The organism is Chryseobacterium daecheongense, from assembly GCF_003729955.1.
Classification (GTDB): domain Bacteria; phylum Bacteroidota; class Bacteroidia; order Flavobacteriales; family Weeksellaceae; genus Chryseobacterium; species Chryseobacterium daecheongense.
Map to the genome: position 1 here is coordinate 1,275,488 of NZ_RJTX01000001.1, position 21,503 is coordinate 1,296,990.

At 36.6% G+C, this 21,503-nt stretch carries 26 protein-coding genes and 1 riboswitch; of the genes, 9 read left to right on the forward strand and 17 right to left on the reverse strand.

From position 1 onward, the window contains the following. Positions 1-37: 37 nt before the first annotated feature. The 3 genes from hemL to EGI05_RS05915 all read right to left on the reverse strand — a co-directional run bounded on the left by hemL (position 38) and on the right by EGI05_RS05915 (position 3,385). Positions 38-1,321 carry a glutamate-1-semialdehyde 2,1-aminomutase gene (gene hemL, locus EGI05_RS05905; RefSeq protein ID WP_123262120.1) on the reverse strand — a complete coding sequence of 428 codons (1,284 nt, stop codon included), beginning with the start codon at positions 1,319-1,321 and terminating at the stop codon, positions 38-40. Positions 1,322-1,414: 93 nt separating this feature from the next. Continuing rightward, complete coding sequence (locus EGI05_RS05910) at positions 1,415-2,467, reverse strand: glucosaminidase domain-containing protein (RefSeq protein ID WP_123262583.1); 1,053 nt, start codon at positions 2,465-2,467, stop codon at positions 1,415-1,417. Between the two features lie 15 nt (positions 2,468-2,482). Then, a complete protein-coding gene (locus EGI05_RS05915) occupies positions 2,483-3,385 on the reverse strand; it encodes a 1-aminocyclopropane-1-carboxylate deaminase/D-cysteine desulfhydrase (RefSeq protein WP_123262121.1) in 903 nt (300 codons plus the stop codon). 60 nt (positions 3,386-3,445) lie between these two features. Here EGI05_RS05915 and EGI05_RS05920 point away from each other — a divergent pair, with 60 nt between their 5' ends. Further along, positions 3,446-4,057, forward strand: a complete 612-nt coding sequence (locus EGI05_RS05920) for a hypothetical protein (protein WP_123262122.1) — start codon at positions 3,446-3,448, stop codon at positions 4,055-4,057. Between the two features lie 3 nt (positions 4,058-4,060). Here EGI05_RS05920 and EGI05_RS05925 read toward each other — a convergent pair whose 3' ends face one another. Next, positions 4,061-4,396 (reverse strand): hypothetical protein, encoded by a 336-nt coding sequence (locus EGI05_RS05925; RefSeq protein WP_123262123.1) that lies wholly within the window; start codon positions 4,394-4,396, stop codon positions 4,061-4,063. A gap of 38 nt (positions 4,397-4,434) precedes the next feature. Between EGI05_RS05925 and EGI05_RS05930 the strand changes: the two genes are divergently transcribed. The 3 genes from EGI05_RS05930 to EGI05_RS05940 all read left to right on the forward strand — a co-directional run bounded on the left by EGI05_RS05930 (position 4,435) and on the right by EGI05_RS05940 (position 6,930). Further along, positions 4,435-4,617 (forward strand): DUF5522 domain-containing protein, encoded by a 183-nt coding sequence (locus EGI05_RS05930; protein ID WP_121460364.1) that lies wholly within the window; start codon positions 4,435-4,437, stop codon positions 4,615-4,617. A 1-nt stretch (position 4,618) separates the two neighbouring features. Next, on the forward strand, positions 4,619-5,194 hold the full coding sequence (locus EGI05_RS05935) for a DUF4136 domain-containing protein (protein ID WP_394337974.1): 576 nt from the start codon (positions 4,619-4,621) through the stop codon (positions 5,192-5,194). A 185-nt stretch (positions 5,195-5,379) separates the two neighbouring features. Beyond that, complete coding sequence (locus EGI05_RS05940; RefSeq protein ID WP_123262125.1) at positions 5,380-6,930, forward strand: endonuclease; 1,551 nt, start codon at positions 5,380-5,382, stop codon at positions 6,928-6,930. Positions 6,931-6,992: 62 nt separating this feature from the next. On the opposite strand, the gene EGI05_RS05945 is transcribed toward EGI05_RS05940, so the two are convergent. Genes EGI05_RS05945 through namA form a run of 3 tightly spaced genes read right to left on the reverse strand, consistent with a single transcriptional unit; the run spans position 6,993 to position 8,706 of the window. Beyond that, positions 6,993-7,313 carry a CCC motif membrane protein gene (locus EGI05_RS05945; protein WP_123262126.1) on the reverse strand — a complete coding sequence of 107 codons (321 nt, stop codon included), beginning with the start codon at positions 7,311-7,313 and terminating at the stop codon, positions 6,993-6,995. Between the two features lie 16 nt (positions 7,314-7,329). After that, positions 7,330-7,623: a DUF2752 domain-containing protein gene (locus EGI05_RS05950; protein ID WP_123262127.1), complete on the reverse strand. Its 294-nt coding sequence runs from the start codon at positions 7,621-7,623 to the stop codon at positions 7,330-7,332. A 30-nt stretch (positions 7,624-7,653) separates the two neighbouring features. Beyond that, positions 7,654-8,706 (reverse strand): NADPH dehydrogenase NamA, encoded by a 1,053-nt coding sequence (gene namA / locus EGI05_RS05955; protein WP_123262128.1) that lies wholly within the window; start codon positions 8,704-8,706, stop codon positions 7,654-7,656. A 101-nt stretch (positions 8,707-8,807) separates the two neighbouring features. On the opposite strand from namA, the gene cdd reads away from it, so the two are divergent. The 3 genes from cdd (at position 8,808) to EGI05_RS05970 (ending at position 12,628) form a co-directional block, all read left to right on the forward strand. After that, a complete protein-coding gene (cdd, locus tag EGI05_RS05960) occupies positions 8,808-9,290 on the forward strand; it encodes a cytidine deaminase (RefSeq protein ID WP_123262129.1) in 483 nt (160 codons plus the stop codon). A 257-nt stretch (positions 9,291-9,547) separates the two neighbouring features. Continuing rightward, a riboswitch (cobalamin riboswitch) is annotated at positions 9,548-9,722 on the forward strand. A gap of 34 nt (positions 9,723-9,756) precedes the next feature. Then, positions 9,757-11,583 (forward strand): TonB-dependent receptor plug domain-containing protein, encoded by a 1,827-nt coding sequence (locus EGI05_RS05965; protein WP_123262130.1) that lies wholly within the window; start codon positions 9,757-9,759, stop codon positions 11,581-11,583. A 10-nt stretch (positions 11,584-11,593) separates the two neighbouring features. After that, complete coding sequence (locus EGI05_RS05970; protein WP_228428558.1) at positions 11,594-12,628, forward strand: YncE family protein; 1,035 nt, start codon at positions 11,594-11,596, stop codon at positions 12,626-12,628. 144 nt (positions 12,629-12,772) lie between these two features. Here EGI05_RS05970 and EGI05_RS05975 read toward each other — a convergent pair whose 3' ends face one another. The 10 genes from EGI05_RS05975 to gldB form a co-directional block, all read right to left on the reverse strand. Next, the gene (locus tag EGI05_RS05975) at positions 12,773-14,194 is read right to left on the reverse strand and encodes a CCA tRNA nucleotidyltransferase (RefSeq protein ID WP_123262132.1); all 1,422 of its coding nucleotides are present in this window, start codon (positions 14,192-14,194) and stop codon (positions 12,773-12,775) included. A gap of 38 nt (positions 14,195-14,232) precedes the next feature. Beyond that, a complete protein-coding gene (locus tag EGI05_RS05980; protein ID WP_123262133.1) occupies positions 14,233-14,577 on the reverse strand; it encodes a nuclear transport factor 2 family protein in 345 nt (114 codons plus the stop codon). A gap of 105 nt (positions 14,578-14,682) precedes the next feature. Next, a complete protein-coding gene (locus EGI05_RS05985) occupies positions 14,683-15,231 on the reverse strand; it encodes an L-threonylcarbamoyladenylate synthase (RefSeq protein WP_123262134.1) in 549 nt (182 codons plus the stop codon). Between the two features lie 38 nt (positions 15,232-15,269). Continuing rightward, positions 15,270-15,839, reverse strand: a complete 570-nt coding sequence (locus EGI05_RS05990) for a hypothetical protein (RefSeq protein WP_123262135.1) — start codon at positions 15,837-15,839, stop codon at positions 15,270-15,272. 25 nt (positions 15,840-15,864) lie between these two features. Further along, positions 15,865-16,368, reverse strand: coding sequence for a DinB family protein (locus EGI05_RS05995; protein ID WP_123262136.1), 504 nt, complete (start codon positions 16,366-16,368; stop codon positions 15,865-15,867). A 66-nt stretch (positions 16,369-16,434) separates the two neighbouring features. Beyond that, complete coding sequence (locus EGI05_RS06000; RefSeq protein ID WP_123262137.1) at positions 16,435-16,884, reverse strand: GNAT family N-acetyltransferase; 450 nt, start codon at positions 16,882-16,884, stop codon at positions 16,435-16,437. Positions 16,885-16,890: 6 nt separating this feature from the next. Continuing rightward, positions 16,891-17,373, reverse strand: a complete 483-nt coding sequence (locus EGI05_RS06005; RefSeq protein ID WP_123262138.1) for a nuclear transport factor 2 family protein — start codon at positions 17,371-17,373, stop codon at positions 16,891-16,893. Positions 17,374-17,391: 18 nt separating this feature from the next. Next, a complete protein-coding gene (locus tag EGI05_RS06010; RefSeq protein WP_123262139.1) occupies positions 17,392-18,531 on the reverse strand; it encodes a cystathionine gamma-synthase in 1,140 nt (379 codons plus the stop codon). 65 nt (positions 18,532-18,596) lie between these two features. Further along, the gene (gene gldC, locus EGI05_RS06015) at positions 18,597-18,923 is read right to left on the reverse strand and encodes a gliding motility protein GldC (RefSeq protein ID WP_123262140.1); all 327 of its coding nucleotides are present in this window, start codon (positions 18,921-18,923) and stop codon (positions 18,597-18,599) included. Between the two features lie 20 nt (positions 18,924-18,943). Then, positions 18,944-19,930: a gliding motility lipoprotein GldB gene (gldB, locus tag EGI05_RS06020; RefSeq protein WP_123262141.1), complete on the reverse strand. Its 987-nt coding sequence runs from the start codon at positions 19,928-19,930 to the stop codon at positions 18,944-18,946. Between the two features lie 156 nt (positions 19,931-20,086). Between gldB and EGI05_RS06025 the strand changes: the two genes are divergently transcribed. Together EGI05_RS06025 and nadE are read left to right on the forward strand one after the other, a co-directional pair. Then, positions 20,087-20,620 carry a GNAT family N-acetyltransferase gene (locus EGI05_RS06025; protein ID WP_123262142.1) on the forward strand — a complete coding sequence of 178 codons (534 nt, stop codon included), beginning with the start codon at positions 20,087-20,089 and terminating at the stop codon, positions 20,618-20,620. 88 nt (positions 20,621-20,708) lie between these two features. After that, positions 20,709-21,500 (forward strand): NAD(+) synthase, encoded by a 792-nt coding sequence (nadE, locus tag EGI05_RS06030; RefSeq protein WP_123262143.1) that lies wholly within the window; start codon positions 20,709-20,711, stop codon positions 21,498-21,500. The last annotated feature ends 3 nt before the right edge of the window (positions 21,501-21,503 follow it).

Genomic DNA, 21,503 nt, shown 5'->3' on the forward strand with positions numbered 1-21,503 from the left:
AAAGGATGAAGCAAAGCCTCATCCTTTTTATTTTATATTAAGAATATTCAAATTTTCTTACCGCTTCCAGCGTCATATCAATTTCTTTATCCTTGATTGCATCACTGATGAAATAGGTTTCATATCCGCTTGGTGGAAGATAAACCCCATTGTTCAGCATTTGATGGAAAAAATTATTGAATAATGAATGGTTCGCTTCCTGAGCTTCGTCAAAATTAGAAACTCTGTTGATATGGAAGAAAACAGACATCATAGAACCTTTTCTATTGATTTTATGGGCAATTCCTTTTTCATTAAGAATCTTTCCGATTTCGAAGTCCAAAGTTTCTGTTGTTTTATTGAGCCTGTTGAAGAAATCACTATCATTTTTAATGATCTGAAGGGTTTTTAAACCGGCTCTCATGGCCAATGGATTCCCACTTAATGTTCCGGCCTGATAAACTCCTCCTTTCGGAGCCAGATGATCCATAATTTCATTTCTTCCTGCAAAAGCTCCCACTGGTAAACCTCCGCCGATTACCTTTCCATACGTTACCAGATCCGCCTTCACGCTGAAAAGTTCCTGAGCACCTCCAAACGCCAGTCTGAAACCGGTCATTACCTCATCAAAAATTAATAATGTTCCGTTTTCATCACAGATTTTTCTTAAGTTTTGCAAAAAATTGTTTTCCGGAAGAACACAGCCCATATTTCCGGCAACAGGTTCAATAATTACTGCTGCAATTTCTCCCTGATTGTGGCGAAATAAATCTTCTACCTGCTCAAAATCATTATAACGGGCTAAAAGCGTATCCTTTGCAGTACCCTGAGTAACTCCCGGAGAATTCGGGTTACCGAAAGTAGCGGCGCCACTTCCCGCTTTGATTAAAAATGAATCTGAATGTCCATGATAACACCCTTCAAACTTGATAATCTTATCTCTTCCGGTGAATCCTCTAGCCAATCTGATCGCACTCATGCAAGCTTCCGTTCCCGAAGAAACCATTCTGATCTGATCAATATTCGGAACATTTTCCGTGATGAATTTAGCAATTTCCGTTTCCAGTTCTGTGGGAGCTCCGAAAGAAAAGCCTTTTTCAGCCTGGATCTTCAGTTCTTCCAATACTTCAGGATGAGTATGCCCTAAAATAGCAGGTCCCCATGAATTAATATAGTCTATGTAGGTATTGTCATCCGCATCGGTAAGGTAAGCTCCTTTTGCAGATTTCATGAAAACAGGAACACCTCCCACTGATTTGAATGCACGAACCGGCGAATTTACTCCTCCTGGAATGTATTTATAAGCCTCTTCAAATAAAGCCGAACTTCTTTGGTATCTCATATATCTAGTTGTAAATTAATAGTTGCTTGTTTCTAGTTAGGTTCACAAAACTGAAAACCAATACCAGCAACAAGCAACTAAAAACAAAATTAATTAGTTTCTTGGTTTTTTATCTATTAAATAAATCAACTGTCCTGTGGATGGCTTTTGTCCTTCATCCATTCTGTTTTTAGCATATAATTTATTCAATTTGATTCCGAATTTTTGAGCAATATCATGCATATCTTCCCCAGCTTCAGCCTTGTAAGTAGGCTTGTTTCCATCGGAATTTTTAGATTCAAGGAAAACGATATCGTTCTTGTGTAAAACATCTGTTTCCAGCTCATTCCATTTCATCAGTTTACTTTCACTGATCTTGAATTTATTGGCAATAAACTGAACATTGGTATCTTCAGGAATGATAATGTATTTCAACCCTTCATTCGGGTGACTTTTAATCAGGATAGAATTAAGAATTTCCGCTTTTGTTTTAATCTTCTCCACTCTTTTTTGCTGTTGAGCATAAGAAGTCTGCTTGTAAGGAACATTAACGGTTACCGGATCTTTTTTGGTGACTTTAGAGGGTTCCAGCTGAGCCATAAAAGATCTGTCATCCTTTAAATCAGGATACATTCTAAGAACCGCATACAATACTTCCTTGGAATTGGTATTATCGAATTCGTATAATTTATATCTTTCAATTTTACCGATTAGGATAGAAGCATAGCGCGGATTGGTAGCATATCCCGCTTTTTTAAGTCCATAAGCCCACGCTTTGTAATCCTTCATATCAAGGTTGAAAAGATTCGCATAATATTTTCTGGTGGTTAAAAAGATGGAGTGATCTTCATAGGATTGTCTCGGATCATCGTACACACGGAAACACTCATTGGGAGCATCATCAGTGTGTTTCATGGTTCTGCCGGTCCAGTTTTCCTTACATTTGATCCCGAAATGGTTTTTACCTTCCTGAGCCAGTCTGCTCTGCCCGCCTCCGGTTTCTAGAAGCCCCTGAGCAAGAGTAATAGAAGCAGGAATCTTATATTTTTCCATTTCTTCTACGGCATATTGAGCAAATTTCTGGATGTATTGATCTTCAGTAGCCCAGGTCTGAGCTGAGAATTTTGATAAAACTAAAAGGCTTATAAGCAAGAAAAGTCTTTTCATGTTTTTCAATTTTACTTATATAATTAAATTTCTGTTCTGTTTTTTCAAAAGCAAATTAGCCCCTTCAATCCCTTGTAAACCTCCGGTATGAAAGCACAAAATTTTGCTGTTTTCAGGAAAATACCCTTCATCGATCAGTTCAAAAACTTTCTGCATCATCTTCCCTGTATAAATGGGTTCCAAAGGAATCCCGTATTTCACTTTAAAATCATTGATAAAACGGATGTTTTCATCTTTTATTTTACCATAACCTCCAAAACTTGAATCTATTAGATTAAAGTTTTTCTTTAAGGTTAATTCCAAGATTTTGTTCTCCAAAGAAGAATCTCCTACTACTGCACAACCTATAACTTTCTGATTCTCTTCACAAAATTTTGAAATCCCCGCAATGGTACCACCGGTTCCAACTGCTGTGCAAAGATAATCAAAATCTTTTGTTTCGTCATTCAGCATCATTTTCACACCTTCTACGGCCTCTTCATTGGTACCACCTTCCGGTATAATCAGTGCATCCGGATATTCTTTTTGAAGAGCTTCTGTCAACTTTTCTTTATCCCGGTATACTTCGCGGCTTATGAATCTGAAATTCATTCCATTACCTGAGGCGAAAACCAATGTTGGATTTTCCTGCCATTTATGTTCCAGCTCTTCTCCTCTGATGATTCCCAAAGTTGGAATTTTCAATAGTTTTCCTACCGCAGAAACTGCTGCAATATGATTGGAGTAGGCTCCTCCAAAAGTAATTAAGCAGGGATTTCGATGATTTTCATCTACATAATGGTTCACATTATAAAAAAGCTTCCAATATTTGTTTCCCGAAATCAGGGGATGAATAAGGTCTTCCCTTTTCATAAAGAGCTTCACTTTTTTCCTTAATGGAATTTCAATGATGGGAATATGGACTTCCGGAAGTTTCATCGATGCAAATTTCCTGAATTTATTTTAATAAATTAGTTAAACAAAACTTAAAAGATCATCATGAAAAAAACGGCCACTCTATTTTTATCTGCTTTGTTCGTTATTATTTTCTCAGCAGTAATACTCTATGCTTTTTTAGGTGACCTTTTCACTCCCCGTTCTGAATTTGATATTACTGATAAACAAAATGACAAGATCGTCCACATGTTTAACACGCAAATTGAAAAACAAATCGAAGATCATACCCAAAGCACAATGCATCCGGGGTATATTCCTGAAAGCAGGCAAAATACCACCAGTTATTTAAAAACCATCCGAAGCATCGAAAGCTATTCCCGCTATGGAGTGAAATCTACCCAGCCGAGAAATTATCTTGAACTGAACATTACTTTCAATAACGGAACTACTGCTGAAAAAGTCTACACAGGACACCCCTGTTCCGGATATATGGATCCCTGCTTATTAATGAAAGTGGAAATGAAAAACGGAAAAGCGGTGAAAATTTTCACCAACGGGCAGGAAAAGAAAGGCTCTCCCGAATGGATTATCCCGGATCTGAATGTATTGATTGAAAAAGCTATTTCTTATGATATCCAGCGTAACCATGATAACTATTTCCCACCGTCGAAAACACAGAAAGATTTTGATAAGGAATGGGAAGATCAGCAATAAGGATTAAGAATTACCTAAGTATTTCCAGAAACTCCAGAATTTCCTTTTTTGAAGATAGGTCAGGTCTCTTTCCATCGCATAGGCTTCCCTTTCAAACGAAATGTACCGGTATGCCATAAAGCTGTCCTTTAGCCTGAAAAACCAGTAATAATATTCGATTACATAAAAGATATAGAAGAAGATAACCAGTAATTCCAATTGTTGCCTTAAATGAATTTTTTCGTGATTGATAAGTATTTTATTTTCCTTATCTTCGGGTTTCCTAATGAAGATAAAGGGAAAGAGAGCAATGCCGTTAATTTTAAGTTTTTTTAATGGCTTTTGGCATACAATTATCATAATAACAAATATAAAATTTTTTGAGCAAGATTTAACTTATGGCCCTTTTTGACATCAAAGAAAATGAGGATTTTTACTATAATGAACAGGGATACAAGGTTTTTACAGAAAAGTTTCACCTGAAGAGAGGATACTGCTGTAAAAGTGGCTGTAAACATTGTCCTTACGGATACGATAAAAAGACGGATACATTCATTAAAAACGATAAAAAAAATAAATAAAATGAAATCACTGGTTCGCAAATTCTCTAATGTAAATATAAGTGTAATGAGCAAAAAATATATTTTTATTTTGTTAGCCTCGGCTGCCTTAAGTTTAACGTCATGTAGTCCTTTCCAAGTGCGTTCAGACTATGCCGAAACTGCCAACTTCAATTCTTATAAAACCTATAAACTGAGAATTGATGATCTGAAGCTGAATGATATTGATAAAGACAGAGTATTGAATGAATTGTCAAGACAATTGCAAAGTAAAGGTCTTGCTTCGGGTGAGAATCCGGACCTGATCATTAATGTAAAAGCTAATCATAAAAAAGTAACCGATATCACTACCAACTCTCCTTACGGAATGTGGGGATGGGGTGGCCCGTTCGGTTGGGGTGTAGGAGTAAACAGAACATGGAGCAGCAATTATAATGAGGGTGCTTTGATTATTGACCTTATCGACGCCAGAACCAATAAATTGGTTTGGCAGGGAATCGGAAGCGGAATTTCCGTAGATTCGCCGAAAGCTAAACAGAGACAAATCCCTGAAATTGTGGCAGAGATCATGGCTAATTATCCTCCACAAAGAAAATAGTTAACAGAAATAATCAGATATATGAAAAGTCAATACATTGTAAGTATTGACTTTTTTTAATTATGAGCCCAATTATGAGCCTTAATGGCTTAGTTCAAAATTCAATGCATCACATTTCAAAATTAACAGTGTCTTAATTTTTCATTCATAAAAATGTAGTATTCTTACGGAAAATTATATTCTATATGAAAAAAATTATTCTTTCCCTTTTAATAGGTGGTTTAACCTATGCACAGGCTCCTGCCGGTTATTATAATTCGGCTAACGGATTGTCGGGTGCAGCTCTTAAGACTGCTTTAAGCAACATCATCACCAACGGACATCAGGACAAAGGCTATAGTGGACTTTGGACAGGATACAAAACAACCGACATTGATAAAAATTATGAAAATGACGGATCTATTTTAGACATCTATTCTGAAAATCCATCGGGAACGGATCCTTATAAATATACTCCCGGAACCAACCAGTGTGGAACATATTCCGTGGAAGGTAACTGTTATAACCGGGAGCATATCGTTCCTCAAAGCTTATTCAACGAAGCGGCGCCTATGGTTTCGGACATTCATTTTATCCGTGCTACCGATGGCAAAGTTAATGGAATGAGATCCAATTATCCTTTCGGGAAAGTGGGAACGGCTACTTTTACTTCTAAAAACGGATCAAAGCTTGGAAACTCCGTTTCTTCGGGATATTCCGGGACGGTTTTTGAACCGATTGATGCATTTAAGGGAGATGTGGCACGTATGATCTTTTATTTTGTGACCCGTTATCAAAGTAAGCTTTCTACATTTACTACCGGAAATATGTTGGGAAATTCAACATTCCCGGGATTACAAACGTGGGAACTGAATGTTTTGCTGGCTTGGCATAATCAAGATCCGGTTTCTCAGGCAGAGATCAACAGAAATAATGCTTCTTATACTTTCCAGGGAAACAGAAACCCTTTTATTGATAATCCTAATTATGTAAATCTTATTTGGGGTTCAGGGTCAGGATCAGGAACTACAGATCCGGGAACAACCAATCCGCCTACGAATTGTGGAAATGAAACATTTGAAACAATTCCTTCCGCCAGCTCTTCAAGCTATTTAACAAGAACATGGACCAATGGAGGTGTGACCTGGACAGCAACTGATGCAAGAACAGATCAAACGATTTCTACGAAGGCGATCACGGTGAGAGACGGCTCATTACAATCGAATACATTAAGCAATGGAATCAGTTCTTTAACGGTAACTACCCAATTGAAGTTTACGGGAAGTAACGGAACGTTGAATCTTCAGGTAAACGGAACAACGGTAGGAACCATTCCTTATAGTGCAACTGCCGCTACAACTACCATCAATAATATTAATGTTTCAGGAAATGTGGTGATAAGCTTAGTGAATACGGTATCAGGAAACAGAGTGGCTATTGACAATGTAAGCTGGACCTGCTATTCATCAACAGCAAAACAAAGCAATACAGCTGTTGCAACATCTTCAGAAGCAGCTGTAAAAGAAACAGAAGGTTTACAAATTTCCCCGAATCCAATCTCTGATCAGGAGATCTTTGTAAAAGGAAATACAGAAAATATAAAAAAGGCTGAAATATACAATTTACAGGGAAAGGTGATGCAGACTATTGATAATCCTTTTAAGAACAGCAGAAACTCAATTAAGATTAAAAATTTGGAACAGGGAGTCTACCTTCTGAAGCTGGATCAGTCTACTTTGAAATTTATCGTTAAGTAAGAAACAATTTTATACATAAAAAAGACCGCAAATTGCGGTCTTTTTTTATCATTATGGAAAAATTATTTCCCCATATTTTTGATCTGCTCCATCTGTTCCATATAAGCAGCCCAACCTCCAGTTGAAATCACATAGATAAACCAGATTAAACTCAATACCCCAATCACAAGACCTATGATACATAAAATACGTCCTGTTTTAAGGTTGTTATAGTCTGTATATTGACCGGGATTGGCTAGGTATAAGGCATTGTCTTTGTTATAAAGGTTCATCCCGATCAATCCGCAGATGACCCCGATAATCCCATTACAGCAGCAGCTTCCTAAAATAGCAACAATTCCAAGAATTAATACCGTTGTTGCGTTTGGCAATTTTTGATTCATAGTTTATAATTTTAATTTAATGTGTCTGCAAATAAAAGTGTTTATAAAAATAGGAAAATACCATTATAATTGAGTTAATAATGGCTAAAAAAACAATAATATTTCCATAATTCCTTTTTCTATCGATAAAACTTACCCCTACCATCATTAGAAAAAGAAGCAAAGTATACACTGCCGGAAACATATGAAAAGCCTCAGAGAATTTCCCTTCAAAAACCAATACTATTGCTCGCTGTGTGCCACATCCGAAGCATTCGATCCCTAAGAATTTTTTGCTTGGACACGGAAGCATGAAGTCTTCAATTTTCATGGGTATAGTTTTTTCAAATATTTCATAAAATTAAGAAGAAATTTTCGCTCTCAGGTATTGATGCGGAAAAAAGCATTCTTCTTTCATTTCAAATGATCCCTGAACAGCAATATAAGGATTTCTTAAAATCTCTCTCGCAATAAAAATAAGATCTGCATCTCCTTTTTGTAAAATCTCTTCTGCCTGTTCCACTTTCGTAATTAATCCCACTGTTCCGGTTTTCACCTGTGCCTGATTTCTTACCTCTGAGGAAAACGGAACCTGATAGCCTTCATACACCGGAATTTTTGCGCCATGAATATTTCCGCCACTGGAAACATCCACTAAATCTACGTGATGATCTTTTAAAATTTTAGCCAGTTTCACACTATCTTCTACATTCCAACCGTTTTCTGCATATTCCGTTCCTGAAATCCTTACAAAAAGGGCTGTATTCTCATTCAATTCTTCATTGACGGCATCTACAATTTCCAGTAAGAAACGAGCCCTGTTCTCAAAACTCCCTCCATATTCATCTGTCCTGATATTGGACAAAGGAGATAAAAACTGATGAACCAAATATCCATGGGCTCCATGAATTTCAATAACATCAAAACCAGCATTCACCGCTCTTCTTGCGGCATCTTTAAAATACTGAACCAGATTTCTAATCTCTCCAACAGTGAGCGCATGAGGAATTCTTTCAGTCGGATGATACGGAATAGAACTTGGTGCAATGGTTTCCCATCCTTCTTCTATGGGAATCTGAATATTATTCCATGTAGAACCTTTTCTGCCTGCATGAGCCAACTGGATTCCTACTTTGCTTTCCGAATTTTTGTGAATAAATTCCACGATCTTTTGTAAGGCAAGAGCCTGTTCGTCATTCCAGATTCCCATACAATGATTGGTGATTCTTCCACGAGGCTCTACCCCCGTAGCTTCTACCATGATCAATCCTGTACCTCCTTGCGAACGGCTTCCGTAATGCACAAAATGAAAATCATTGGCTATCCCGTTTTCACAGGAATACATACACATTGGTGACATGACCCATCTGTTTCTGATCTCTACATTTCTGAATTGTATTGGAGTATATAACATGTTTGAACTTTTTGAATTTCAGTTGAAAAGAAGAATAAAAACTATTTGCCCACCTGATGAAAAAGAGCTAATTTTATCCCCCTTTTTTAGTCTCACAATATATGAAAAAAGACATACAGATCGGTTACGAATATTTTAAAAATAGCAGCGAACTGAGCGATATAGAACAACAATTGTTTGAAAGAGCAAAACAAGCGCGTGAAAATGCCTATGCCCCATATTCTCAGTTTTTGGTGGGCTGTGCCGTGTTGTTGGAGAACGGAGATATCTATTCCGGAAATAACCAGGAGAATGCGGCTTTTCCTTCCGGACTTTGTGCGGAAAGAACGACGTTATTTTGGGTAGCTGCTAATTTTCCCAATGAAAAAATAAAGAAGATCTTCGTTGTAGGTGGTCCAAAGGATTTTTCCGAGAAAAACCCTCCTATTCCGCCGTGTGGAGCCTGCAGACAAAGTTTACTGGAATTTGAGACCAAACAAAACGAGAATATTGATCTTTACTTTTCAAGCATGAATGAGGAGGTGATCAAAGTTCAGTCTATAAAGGATTTATTGCCGTTCTCGTTTGATGCTACTTTTCTATAAGGTAAAATCGCAAAATTGTGAAATCGCAAAATCGTGAGTTTGTCATTCTGAATACAGACTGCGGGTCTGTAAACGAAGTTCAAATGTCAAATAAAAAATCTAAATGTCAAAATTGAGATTCTTCCTTCGTCAGAATAACAAACTTACTGTTAATTTTCATTATGGTTTAACGATTTCATAATTCAGCTTTTTGCTATTTTACGGTTTTGCAAATTTGCTATTTTACAATTCAACCTTTCCGCTTCAATAAAAATATCTATCTTTGCAAAAATTTTGGTTTCCAAGGTATTGGAATGAAAAGGGAATTGGGTGAAAATCCCAAACTGTCCCCGCAACTGTAAATCGCATAAGGATTTCTGCAACGGGCCACTGTGAAAACGGGAAGGCGCAGAAAGCGAAAGTCAGGAGACCTGCCAGAATTGTAACTCAAAAAAATATATTGCTTTCGGAGGAAAAGTAAAATAGTATGGATATAAAAAGATCTTTAGTATTACTTTTATCGTCTTATGGGTGTTTTCTTTTCGGGCAAGAGAAAACCATTGACACTGTTACTGTTTTTGATAGTCAGATGAAAAGGGTAAAGCTCTTTCATCCGATACAGGCTCTTTCTCCGGCTGACATTCAAAAAAATTCCGCTAATTTATCTGATGTTTTACGTTTTCAGACTTCTTTGTACATCAAAGAAAACGGACGTGGAATGGTTTCTTCGCCTTCATTCAGGGGAACGGGAGCCAGCCATACAGCTTTTGTGTGGAACGGCATTAACATCAATTCTCAATTTTTAGGACAGGGAGATATTAATAATATTCCTGTTTTCGGATATGATCAGCTTGAGGTAAAGGCAGGTGGAGGAAGTATTATTTACGGAAGTGGTGCCATCGGAGGAAGCATTCATCTAAATAATGAATTGAATTTTAATAAAGGAGCAAAAGCTTCATTATATTCTGAATTTTCTTCTTTTGAGACGTATAATAATTTTGCGAAGGCTTCTTATAGTAATGATAAGTTCAGCTTTAAGGTTTCGGGAAATTATTTCATCAGCCAGAATGATTATGAAGTAGAAGAGGAAGAATATATCAACAGAAACGGAAGGTATTATAATACCACCTTCAATGTAGGAGCTTCTTATAAAATTGCAGATAGGCAAACGATTTCATGGCAAAGCCAGTTTTTCGATTCTTCCCAACACTATCCTATTTTTGTAGAAAACGGGAATAAAACCAAATATGAAACCCAGAGCACCAGAAGCCTACTGGCCTGGGATATCAATAAAAACAAATTTTCCAACAGCCTGAAGGCAGCTTATACGGAAGAAAACTTCCAGTATTTTGGAGATATTGCCGCTCCAAAGACCAGTGGAGCCACCGGAAAAATTTACATCTTCAAAAATGATTTCAACTATTTCATTACATCGAAATTGAATTTGAATGTCATTTCCGAATTTCAGGTGAATAAAGGAGAAGGATATGGTTCCGGAATTGGCGACATCAGCAGAAATATAGGATCGTTGGCCGGATTGGTAAGATATTTCGTCAACAATAACTTACGTTTTGAAGCAGGGATCAAAAAAGATTTTGTAGAGGATTTTGACTCTCCTGTTTTATATTCATTCTCCGGAAAATGGAGTCCTTTGTTATGGTACAACGTCGCTTTTAATATGTCCAGAAATTTCAGGTTTCCGACTTTTAATGATCTGTATTGGGAACCGGGAGGAAATCCTCACCTGAAACCGGAAACTTCGATCCAGGGAGATATGACCCATGAATTTTTGTTCGGAAGTTTTAAGCTTTCATTGACTCCCTATTATATGGATATTTCGGATTATATTACCTGGCTTCATACACAATACGGGTATTGGGCTGCTTTTAATACCAATAAAGTGGAATCTTACGGACTGGAATCACAACTCACTTTTTATAAGCAATTTAATAAGCATCATTTTAAACTTAACGCAGGATATACTTACGCTAAATCTATCAATAAAGGGACTCAAAAACAGATGATGTATGTTCCATTGCATAAGGTTTTTGGAAGTTTTGATTATCAGTATGATTTCCTGAAACTCTATGCTCAGGGAATGTTTAACGGGCTTACCTATACCACCACTGATGAAAAAAGAGCGGATGCCCTGGATCCTTATTTTGTTTTAAATACAGGAATTTCAGCTACGCTATCAAAAAAATACACTTTAGGTTTCAGAGTAAATAATGCTACGAATACCATTTATAAAACTGTAGCTTATTATCCTCTTCCAAAAAGGAACTACAGTATATACGCAGAAATAAATTTTTAATATAATTGATATGAAAGTAACCAGACTTTTACAACTTCTTTTCGCATTTGCACTACTTTTCAATGTTTCTTGTAGTAATGATGATGAAGTTATGATGCCCACAACTTCCTATGAAAACGGGATTTTAATTACCAATGAAGGTAATTTTGGGACACCCAATGCAGATGTAACTTTTGTAACGGGTAATTTGAGCCTTAAGCAGGATAATATTTATTCTGCCAACAACGGATCTAATCTGGGGGATGTTTTGCAGACTATTGCATTCAGTGGAGATAAAGCATATTTGGTATTAAATAATTCCAATAAAGTAAAGGTCGTAAACCGATATACCTTTAAAAGCAAGGGAGAAATTACTGAACAGATTAACCAGCCTCGTTATATGGCTGTTGCCAACAATGCTCTTTACGTAACTAATGATAAATACGGTGGTGATAAGTATGTAAGTATTTACAATGCAGCTAACTTATCTTTCATCAAAAAAATCACTTTTACAGATTCTGTTGAAAGAATTGTACAGGCTGGAGGAAATATTTTCGTTCAGAATGCTTCTTACGGATTTGGAAGTAAGATCACTTACATCAATACTTCAAATAATGAAATCCAATCTACCATTACTTTACCTAATGGAAACATCAATAAAACGATTTCCAATAACAACAATGTTTACGTCATTACCTCTGGTACTGCAGATTCATATATTTACCAGATTTCAAGCACGGGTTCTATTGTAAAAACTACGACTTTAACAGGAATTGCCAATGCTACGAATCTTGAAATTGATACAAATAAGTTTTATTTCACTTCAGGGAACAAGGTATATTCAATGGATATGACTGCTACAGCAACTCCTTCTGCTCCATTATTTACAGTTACGGATAATTCATTCTCAACATTATATGGATTCAGCGTAATTAATGGAAGGATTTTCACTTCCGATGCTAACGGATTTACGCAGGACAGCAAAATTACAGTATATAATACGTCAGGATCTGTCATCAGTACTTTTACAGCAGGTAAAGGTGCTAACGGATTCTACGCGAACTAATACAACGCCTTTCGGCGTTATATTTTTTTCATCATTTGTGTTTTTTTTCGGGCGGCTTCTACGAAGCCGCCCGATTTATTTCTCCATGTTCTCAAATAAAAAAAGCAGACATAAAATGTCTGCTTTTTTTATCTCGTTTACATTTTATTTTACCTGAAGTCCAAGCTTTTCAGCCTCAGCAATCACAAAGTTTTTTGCTTCTTCCTTATCATTGGGGATCTCACCTTCCAGGATAGCTTCCTTTACTTTTTCCTTTAAGATACCTATCTCTCTTCCGGGTTTAAGATCGAACATTTCCATGATCTCTTCTCCTGAAATGGGGGGCTGGAAGTTTCTCACCTGATCCTTTTCTTCCACTTCTTTTATTTTTACGGCTACATATTCAAAGTTTTTGATGAAGCGCTCCTGCTTTTTAGCATTTTTCGTAGTAATATCAGCTTTACACAGGGTAAACAGATCTTCCAGATCTTCACCCGCATCGAACAACAACCGTCGCAGGGCTGAATCGGAGGCATCATCTGTGATCAGGGCAATAGGACGTGATGATAATTTCACCATTTTCTGAACGTATTTCATATCGGGTCCTAATGGCAATTTCAGACGTTGAAAAAGTGATTTTACCATCTTGGAACCCAAAAACTCATGTCCATGAAATGTCCATCCTGTTCCTTCCACAAATTTCTTCGTAGGTGCTTTTCCTATATCATGCAGCAAAGCCGACCAGCGCAGCCAAAGGTTATCCGTATTCACAGAAATATTATCCACCACTTCCAGCGTGTGATAAAAATTGTCTTTATGGGTTTGTCCTTCTACTTCTTCTACTCCTTTTAGTTCTATCAATTCAGGAATGATCAGCTTTAAAAGGCCGGTTTCTTCCATTAATCTCAAACCAAAGGAAGGTTTCTCCGAAAGCATGATCTTATTGAATTCCACCATAATTCTTTCCATGGAAACAATTTTGATTCTTTCCGCTTCCTGTTGTATGGCAGATAATGAATTTTCTTCTATTTTGAATTGTAAAGTAGAGGCAAAGCGAATGGCACGCATCATTCTCAGCGGATCATCGGAATAGGTTTGTGCAGGTTCCAACGGAGTTCTTAAAATGCCCTTTTCAAGGTCCTCGATTCCGTTAAAAGGATCGATTAACTCTCCAAAATTATTCTTATTCAGAGAGATGGCCATTGCATTGATGGTGAAATCTCTTCTTTTCTGATCATCTTCTAATGTTCCGCCTTCTACTTCGGGCTTTCGGCTGTTTTCGGAATAGCTTTCCTTTCTCGCTCCTACAAATTCAAGTTCAAGTTCTTTGTATTTGATCATTGCAGTTCCATACGTCTTGAAAACGGAAATTTTTAATTTCGGATCAATTTCCTGAGCCACCCTTTGAGCCAGCTCTATTCCACTTTGCTCAGTCACAAAATCAATGTCCGTAGATGCTTTTCTTTTCATTAATAAGTCCCGGACATACCCTCCTACCACATAAACTGACTGATTATTTCGTGAGGCTACCTCAGAAATGATTTTGAAAAGCTTTAGGTTTTTATTTTGATTCAGATTAATTTCCATTACAATATACTCGTCAAATTTCTAGTGATGCAGCTCCATTAATCATAATGAGCATACATTTTACTGATTTTTTCTTCTTCATTAAAAAACATCACCTCAACGGCATGTTTATCCATGATCGATTTGTAGAATAAAGCTACTGAATCTACTCCTGCCGTTGAATGGATCAGCTCGAAATGAAGATCAGGATATTTCAACAATGCCTGGTTCCAGTATTCCCGAACAGCTGTCTTTCCTTTCAAATTATCTTCCTTTCCCTGGGTTGCCATTTTAATCATCGGGGTGCTGATTTCAATATCTTCAGCATAATGAGATAAAATACGATCTAAATCATGGGAGTTCCATGCATCAATCCATTCCTTAGCAAATTCCTGGTGATTCATTTCTTTGATTTTACAATTCGATTTGCAAAGATAGTATTAAATAAAAGAAAATCCTGTCAAGAGACATATTTGACAAGATTTTAAAAGCTGTTGTGACAGTAATTTTTATTCTCTCAGAACTTTGATTCTGTTATCACTCCATATTTTGATTACAGAAGAACCGGAATATTGAGAAACTTTTTCTCTATCCTCTTCCACTGCATAATCTACCAGATTTATTATTTCCGGAGAAATATCCGAGAATTTCAACGGGCTTTTGTCTCCGCTAAAATTGGCTGATGTGGAAACAATAGGCTTATTCAGCTTTGTGATGAGCCTTTTACAAAAATCATTTTTTACTAATCTGATACCCACACTTCCATCTTCTGCCAATAACTCTTTCGGCAATCCTCTTGGATTCTCGTATACAATAGTAACCGGTTTTTCACTAAGATCGATAATTTCCCAGGCCATTTCCGGAACATCCACCAAATCCTGCAACCTTTTTTCAGATTCCACCAAAATGATCATGGATTTGTTCTTTTCACGCTTTTTGATCTCAAAAATCTTGTTGATAGCGTCCACATTAGTGGCATCACAACCAATTCCCCAGATCGTATCTGTGGGATAAAGAATGGTTCCGCCGGATTTTAGTATTTCGATAATGTTTTCCATTTCTAGTAAATTACTTTTAATCTTTAAAGAAGAATAAGTTAAACTTCTTTTAGTTTTTGGGTATTAGGCTTTTTCAAACTTAATATTTTTTTTAAATCTATTCTTGTAATATGTTGCGAAATCAAAACAGGCCTATTTGTTCTTGAGCCTTCATTAATTAAAGTATAAAGAATTGATTGCTCTTTAAAGAAAATTATTGTTGTTTTCTCACAATCTTTAAAGCTTAAAGTGTCAGAAGGCTCATTCAGAAATATTAAATTATTAGAAATTTTAGAAACCCTATAATTATTTTTCCTTCCATATTCAAGAATCCTTTGTTTCGCATCTTCTTTATGAATATCGAATTTTATTTCTTTTAAATTTTTCTCAGTGAATTTGCAATAAAATCCATAAAGTCCTACCATTAATACAGAGATAGAAATCATATATTCCAGATTACTATTAGCTGAAGGCTTTATATCATATAAAAGTAGTGTTGAAAAAAATATTAGCCCCAAAAACATCAGATAGTTCGTAAAAGTATCAAACTTATCAAACCAATCTTCCTCATAGATAAGTTTTTTGGACTCGATACTCTTAGTAATTCTTAGATTCTTTAGTTGGCGCATTCTGAAACTATGAAATCAACTAATATTACAACCTCGGCAAGTACCTCTCCGCAATAATATTTAAATGATGATAATTGTGCCCAACAATTAATTTCCCGATGGTTTCTACAGAGATTGGGTTTCCATTAGCTGTCCCTATGTTGCTCAAAGCGGTTGGATTAAGGGTTTGAAAAAAGATCTGAGAAGATTTTCTCACCAGCTTATATTCTTCCAGTAATGAGTCCAACGTTCTTTCGTTTCCATAAGAATTATCTGCATATCCGTTTTCATCAAAGCCGGGTAATTCTGCCTGCTCTCCCCTCGCAAAAGCCAATGCGCGGTACTGGAACACTCTTTCAGTATCTGATAAATGCAAAAGCATTTCTTTCAGGCTCCATTTTCCCTCATCATAGGCAAAAAGGGACTGTTCTTCCGTAAGCCCGGAAAATATTTCAATGGTTTTTTGTCCTGACTTGTTCATTTCGTCCAGCCAGTTTTCAGATGGGATATTGTCTAAGTATCTTTGAATATACTTTTGAAAATCTGTCATATTAATATGGTAATAAGTAATTAGTAGTGATTAGTGATAATTCATCAATGATAAAGAACCATTGATTTATGAGTTATGGGTCCATTCATAGAAGTTGACGGAATCATACAGCTCAAAACCGCATGAAGGATATAACTGATTTCCGATATCATTGCTTTTCCCGGTTTCGAGTAAAACGCCACATGCATTTGTAGACCGGCAAAGCTCTTTTGCCTCTTCGATCAATTCTTTGGAGAAGCCTTTTCCTCTATAGTTTTCATTAACGTATAAATCGTTTAGCAACCAGTAACGCTTCATTCTAGTGGATGAAAATAGTGGATATAATTGCACGAATCCCACCAACTTATCTTCATTTTCGGCTACAAAAATCTCAGAATCCTTCTTTTCAATTCTTTCTTTCAAAAAGTTTTCTGCGGCCGGAATATCGGATTCTTTATGATAAAAAATCCTGTACTGATCAAATAATTCAGCCAGCTGCGACAAATCCTGAATAGTTGCTTTTCTTGTATTTTTCATACTCAATTATAAGTGATGATCATAGCTTAGAACACGCTTCATTTTCCAATCTTTTCCTTCAAGAATCCATAAAATAGTGAATTTCGCATGGCTTCCTTTGTTCCATTTGCCGTTCACGAGCTCAAAAAATTCATGCTCTCCTTCCTGGATCATTGCGTATAATCCATTTTTACTATACAAAGGATATACTTTCATTGTGTTGGGAACAAGCTCACGCTTCACTTTGTTTGGGCCACCACAAATATTATTTTTGATAGATGCTATAAAGGCCTCTTTTCCATCGGTAATTCCACCTTGATCATGATAAAACTCAAGGTCATTGCTGACTATGGAATTATAATGAGAAAGATCACACTTATTAAATCCGACATCAAATATCAAACTATCCAGCTTTTTCGCTGTTTTGTACAGTTCATCGGTTGGTTTCACCTGAGCATACATCAACTGGGTGAAAAAGCTCATTATTACTAAAATCTGAATCTTTCTCATTATATTTAATTTTTTGGGTTAAGAAAAAGCTCTTTCTAAATCTGCGATCAAATCTTCGGCATCCTCAATTCCAACGCTTAAACGAACTAAATCATCAGTAATTCCTAGTTCAGCTCTTTTTTCTGCAGGAATAGAAGCATGGGTCATCAAAGCAGGATGATTAGCTAAAGATTCAACTCCGCCTAAAGATTCTGCCAATGTGAAAACTTTCAATTTTTCTAAAAATTTAATGGCATCTTCTTTTTTACCTGATTTGAAAGTAAAAGAAACCATTCCTCCGAAATCTTTCATCTGAGATTTTGCCAATTCATATTGTGGATGAGATTCCAATCCCGGATAGATTACCTGAGCAACTGCAGGGTGACTTTCCAGGTATTTCGCTACTGCCATTCCGTTTTCAGAGTGTCTCTGCACTCTTAGTGCTAACGTTTTGATCCCTCTTAATACCAAATAAGAATCATGAGGCCCCAAAATTCCACCGCTAGCAAATTGGATGAAATGAAGTTTTTCTCCTAATTCAGCATCTTTGGTAACCAAAGCTCCCGCGATAACATCAGAATGTCCTCCTAAATATTTTGTAGCTGAATGCATCACAATATCTGCTCCCAGATCAATCGGTCTTTGAAGATAAGGGGTCGCGAATGTATTATCTACTGCAACCAGGATATCTTTTCCTTTGGCAATTTCAACCACCGCTTTGATATCAACCAATTTCATCAAAGGATTGGTTGGGGTTTCCACCCAGATCAGTTTTGTTTTATCTGTAATAACATCAGCAATTTTAGAAACATCATCAAAATTCACGAACGTAAACTTCAGCTGATATTTTTCAAAAAGTCTTGTAAACATTCTGTAAGTTCCTCCATACAAATCATCCACTGCTACTACTTCATCACCTGGATTCAATAATTTTAGCACACAGTCGATGGCCGCCAAACCAGATCCGAAAGCCAGACCTCTCGCCCCGTTTTCAATGCTTGCCAATGAATCCTCTAAAGCCTGTCTTGTAGGATTGGCCGCTCTTGAATATTCATACCCGGAATGTACTCCCGGACTTTTCTGTGCAAATGTAGACGTTAAAAAAACCGGAACATTCACAGAACCTGTTGCAGATTCATGATGTTGTCCGCCGTGTATCACTTTTGTATTAAAATTCATAATTTTTTGATTTGATAATTATTAATGTGATGATGTGCACCTCATTTTCATATCATCATATTGTTTTACATTTTAATTGCAGATTTAATAGCAAATTCTTCCGCCATCTGTTCCATCCATTGAGCCACATCTTCCTCTCCCGTTGCTCTCTGATAAGTATTCCCTAATGAAATAAGGATTTGATGGATGAACATTTTCATTTGATCAACAGGCATTTCTTTGGTCCAAAGATCAATTCTTAAAGCTTCCATCGTTTTATCATCCCAGACAGAGATCATCGTCGCCTTTGTTTCCTCTTTTTCAATTCCACCATCCTGAGCATTCCATGTAATGTTTTCAGGAATATGGTTTTCATCTAATTCAACATCTATCGTTATCTGAGTCTTTCTCATTCTTTCTATTTTTCTAATTTTTATTGTTCTGTTTTAGGTTTATATCCTGATTGATTAAATATAGTGGTGGCATCCATTTTCAGGAAATCCTGTAATTTGGTTTCCGGCTTTTCTTTAAAATACGCTTTACAGATCTGCCATCCTGTAAAAATTCCGATCTGTGGGGAAGATTCGTTGTCTATTTCCGTATAAAATTTGGAGAAAGGCCCCGGAGAAATAAAACGGTCTACCAATCTCGGATCATCCCCGAAAATCAAATTGCTTTCCACAAAATAGTTCCAGATATTAGCTTCATTAGCTACTGCCCAATCATATTGCTTCTGAGTGTAGTTCATTTTCAGGTAATCCGGGAAGCCAGGTAAAAAAGCATCCTGAAGCATCATAATTTTCCCGTTCAGGATCAGGTGATCGATAAACTTCTGGTGATCAGGAGTAGCGGCCACCGCATTTTCTGCAAAGATCTGGGAAACTTTAGGTACTATATTCTGTGGGTTCATCGATTTTTGGAAATACAGCTCCAACCCTTTATAATTTGGATTATTTTCTCCCATAAATCCGGTAACATCTATAAACAGAAGGTTTTCTTTAGAATCATAAAATACCGGATCCTGCACCATCTGTAAAACGGATGAAAAAAGGTATACTTTAGGTGCATTGAACTTTGGAAAATAATATTTAATATGGGAAAATAGCTCCTGGAGATCCTTCTGAAGTTTATTCTGATCTATTTTACCAATAGCTTCCTTATAAATTTTAATTTCCTCAGCATCAGATCTTCTTTTTACAAAATCTGCATCGGAAACAGTTCCCTGAAACCACGGAAACTGAGCTTTAAACTGTTCTAACGGAACATTCGGATTATAAAACTCTTTGGAAATATCCGTGATCTGTACTTTTTCAACAGGATCTTTCACTTCTACATTCCATTGGTTCTTAGCTTCTTTTTTGCAAGAATATAATGCGAATACTATGATGGAGGAAAGTGCAATAGTTCTGAAAATCTTCATATTTTTACATGAAATTTAAGTTTACAAAAATAGTGATTTAAACACAACTTCTGATGAAAAATAAAATATTTGCTGTGTTCATTTTATTCATAACCGTTCCGTTTTTTAATGCTCAGAAACTACATTTTCGGGACTGAACAATAATTATTTTTTCCTATGCAACTAGAAACTGAAAGACTTATTTTACGGAATTTTGAAGCTTATGATGCAGATCGTATGTTTCTTCTTGATTCCAATCCTGACGTCATGAAATATATTGGCATGCCGCCGCTGAATGACAAAAAAGATTCTGAAAAGATAATCCAAATGATTCAACAGCAATATATCGACAATGGCGTCGGCAGACTTGCCGTCATTGAAAAAGAAAGCAGCTTACTGATCGGCTGGAGCGGCTTAAAACTCTTGACCGATCCTATCAACGGGTACCACAACATTTATGATCTTGGGTATCGTTTCCTTCCTGAATTTTGGGGAAAAGGCTATGCGCTTGAATCGGCAAAAGCTTCCCTTGATTTTGGTTTCAACGATTTAAAAACCGATGTTATTTATGCTCATGCACATTCTGAAAATAACGGCTCTAATCATATTCTAAAAAAGTTGGGATTTGAAAAAACCGATGAATTTGTTGAACCGGATGGAATTTGCTTCTGGTATGAACTAAAAAAGGAAAATTATTTTTCCGGTTTATAATTGTAAGAAAACCGTTATTTTTGATCTTGATTTTCATTCGATATTTCTGAAGAAGACAAAAAGTAATCATAGACTAAAACAAAATAAAATGCAGACACAAAAAGTAATAGATCATATTGTCAACTGGCTGAAAGATTATGCCGTAAAAGCAAATGTAAAAGGGTATGTAGTAGGAGTTTCCGGAGGAATAGACTCGGCTGTCGTTTCTACCCTTTGCGCCATGACGGGCCTTGAAGTTTTGTTGTTGGAAATGCCGATCCGCCAGAAAGAAGACCAGATGAACCGCGCGCTGGATCATATTGCTGACTTGAAGAAAAAATTCCCCAACGTTCAGGGGAAGACTATCAATCTGACTCCTGTTTTTGAAACTTTCGAAGGTGTGGTACATGATCACGTGGAAGGAAGATGGAGTAACAACCTTGCTTTAGCCAATACAAGATCACGTTTCAGAATGCTGACATTGTATTATTTTGGCCAGCTTCACGGGTTATTGGTTTGTGGAACCGGAAATAAAGTGGAGGATTTCGGAATCGGGTTTTATACCAAATACGGAGATGGTGGTGTAGATGTTTCTCCTATTGCCGATCTTTATAAAACTGAAATATATACATTAGCAAAATCTTTAGATATCATAGAGAGCATTCAGAAAGCAATTCCAACTGATGGACTTTGGGATGCAGAAAGAACGGATGAAGACCAGATCGGGGCTTCTTATCCTGAGCTTGAGAAGATCCAGAAGGAATATGGCACTAAAACAGCAGATGATTACGAAGGAAGAGATAAAGAAGTATTCCTTATTTTCGAAAGAATGAATAAAGCGGCTCAACATAAAATGAATCCAATTCCGGTATGTGATATTCCGGAGGAATGGAGAGAATAAAAG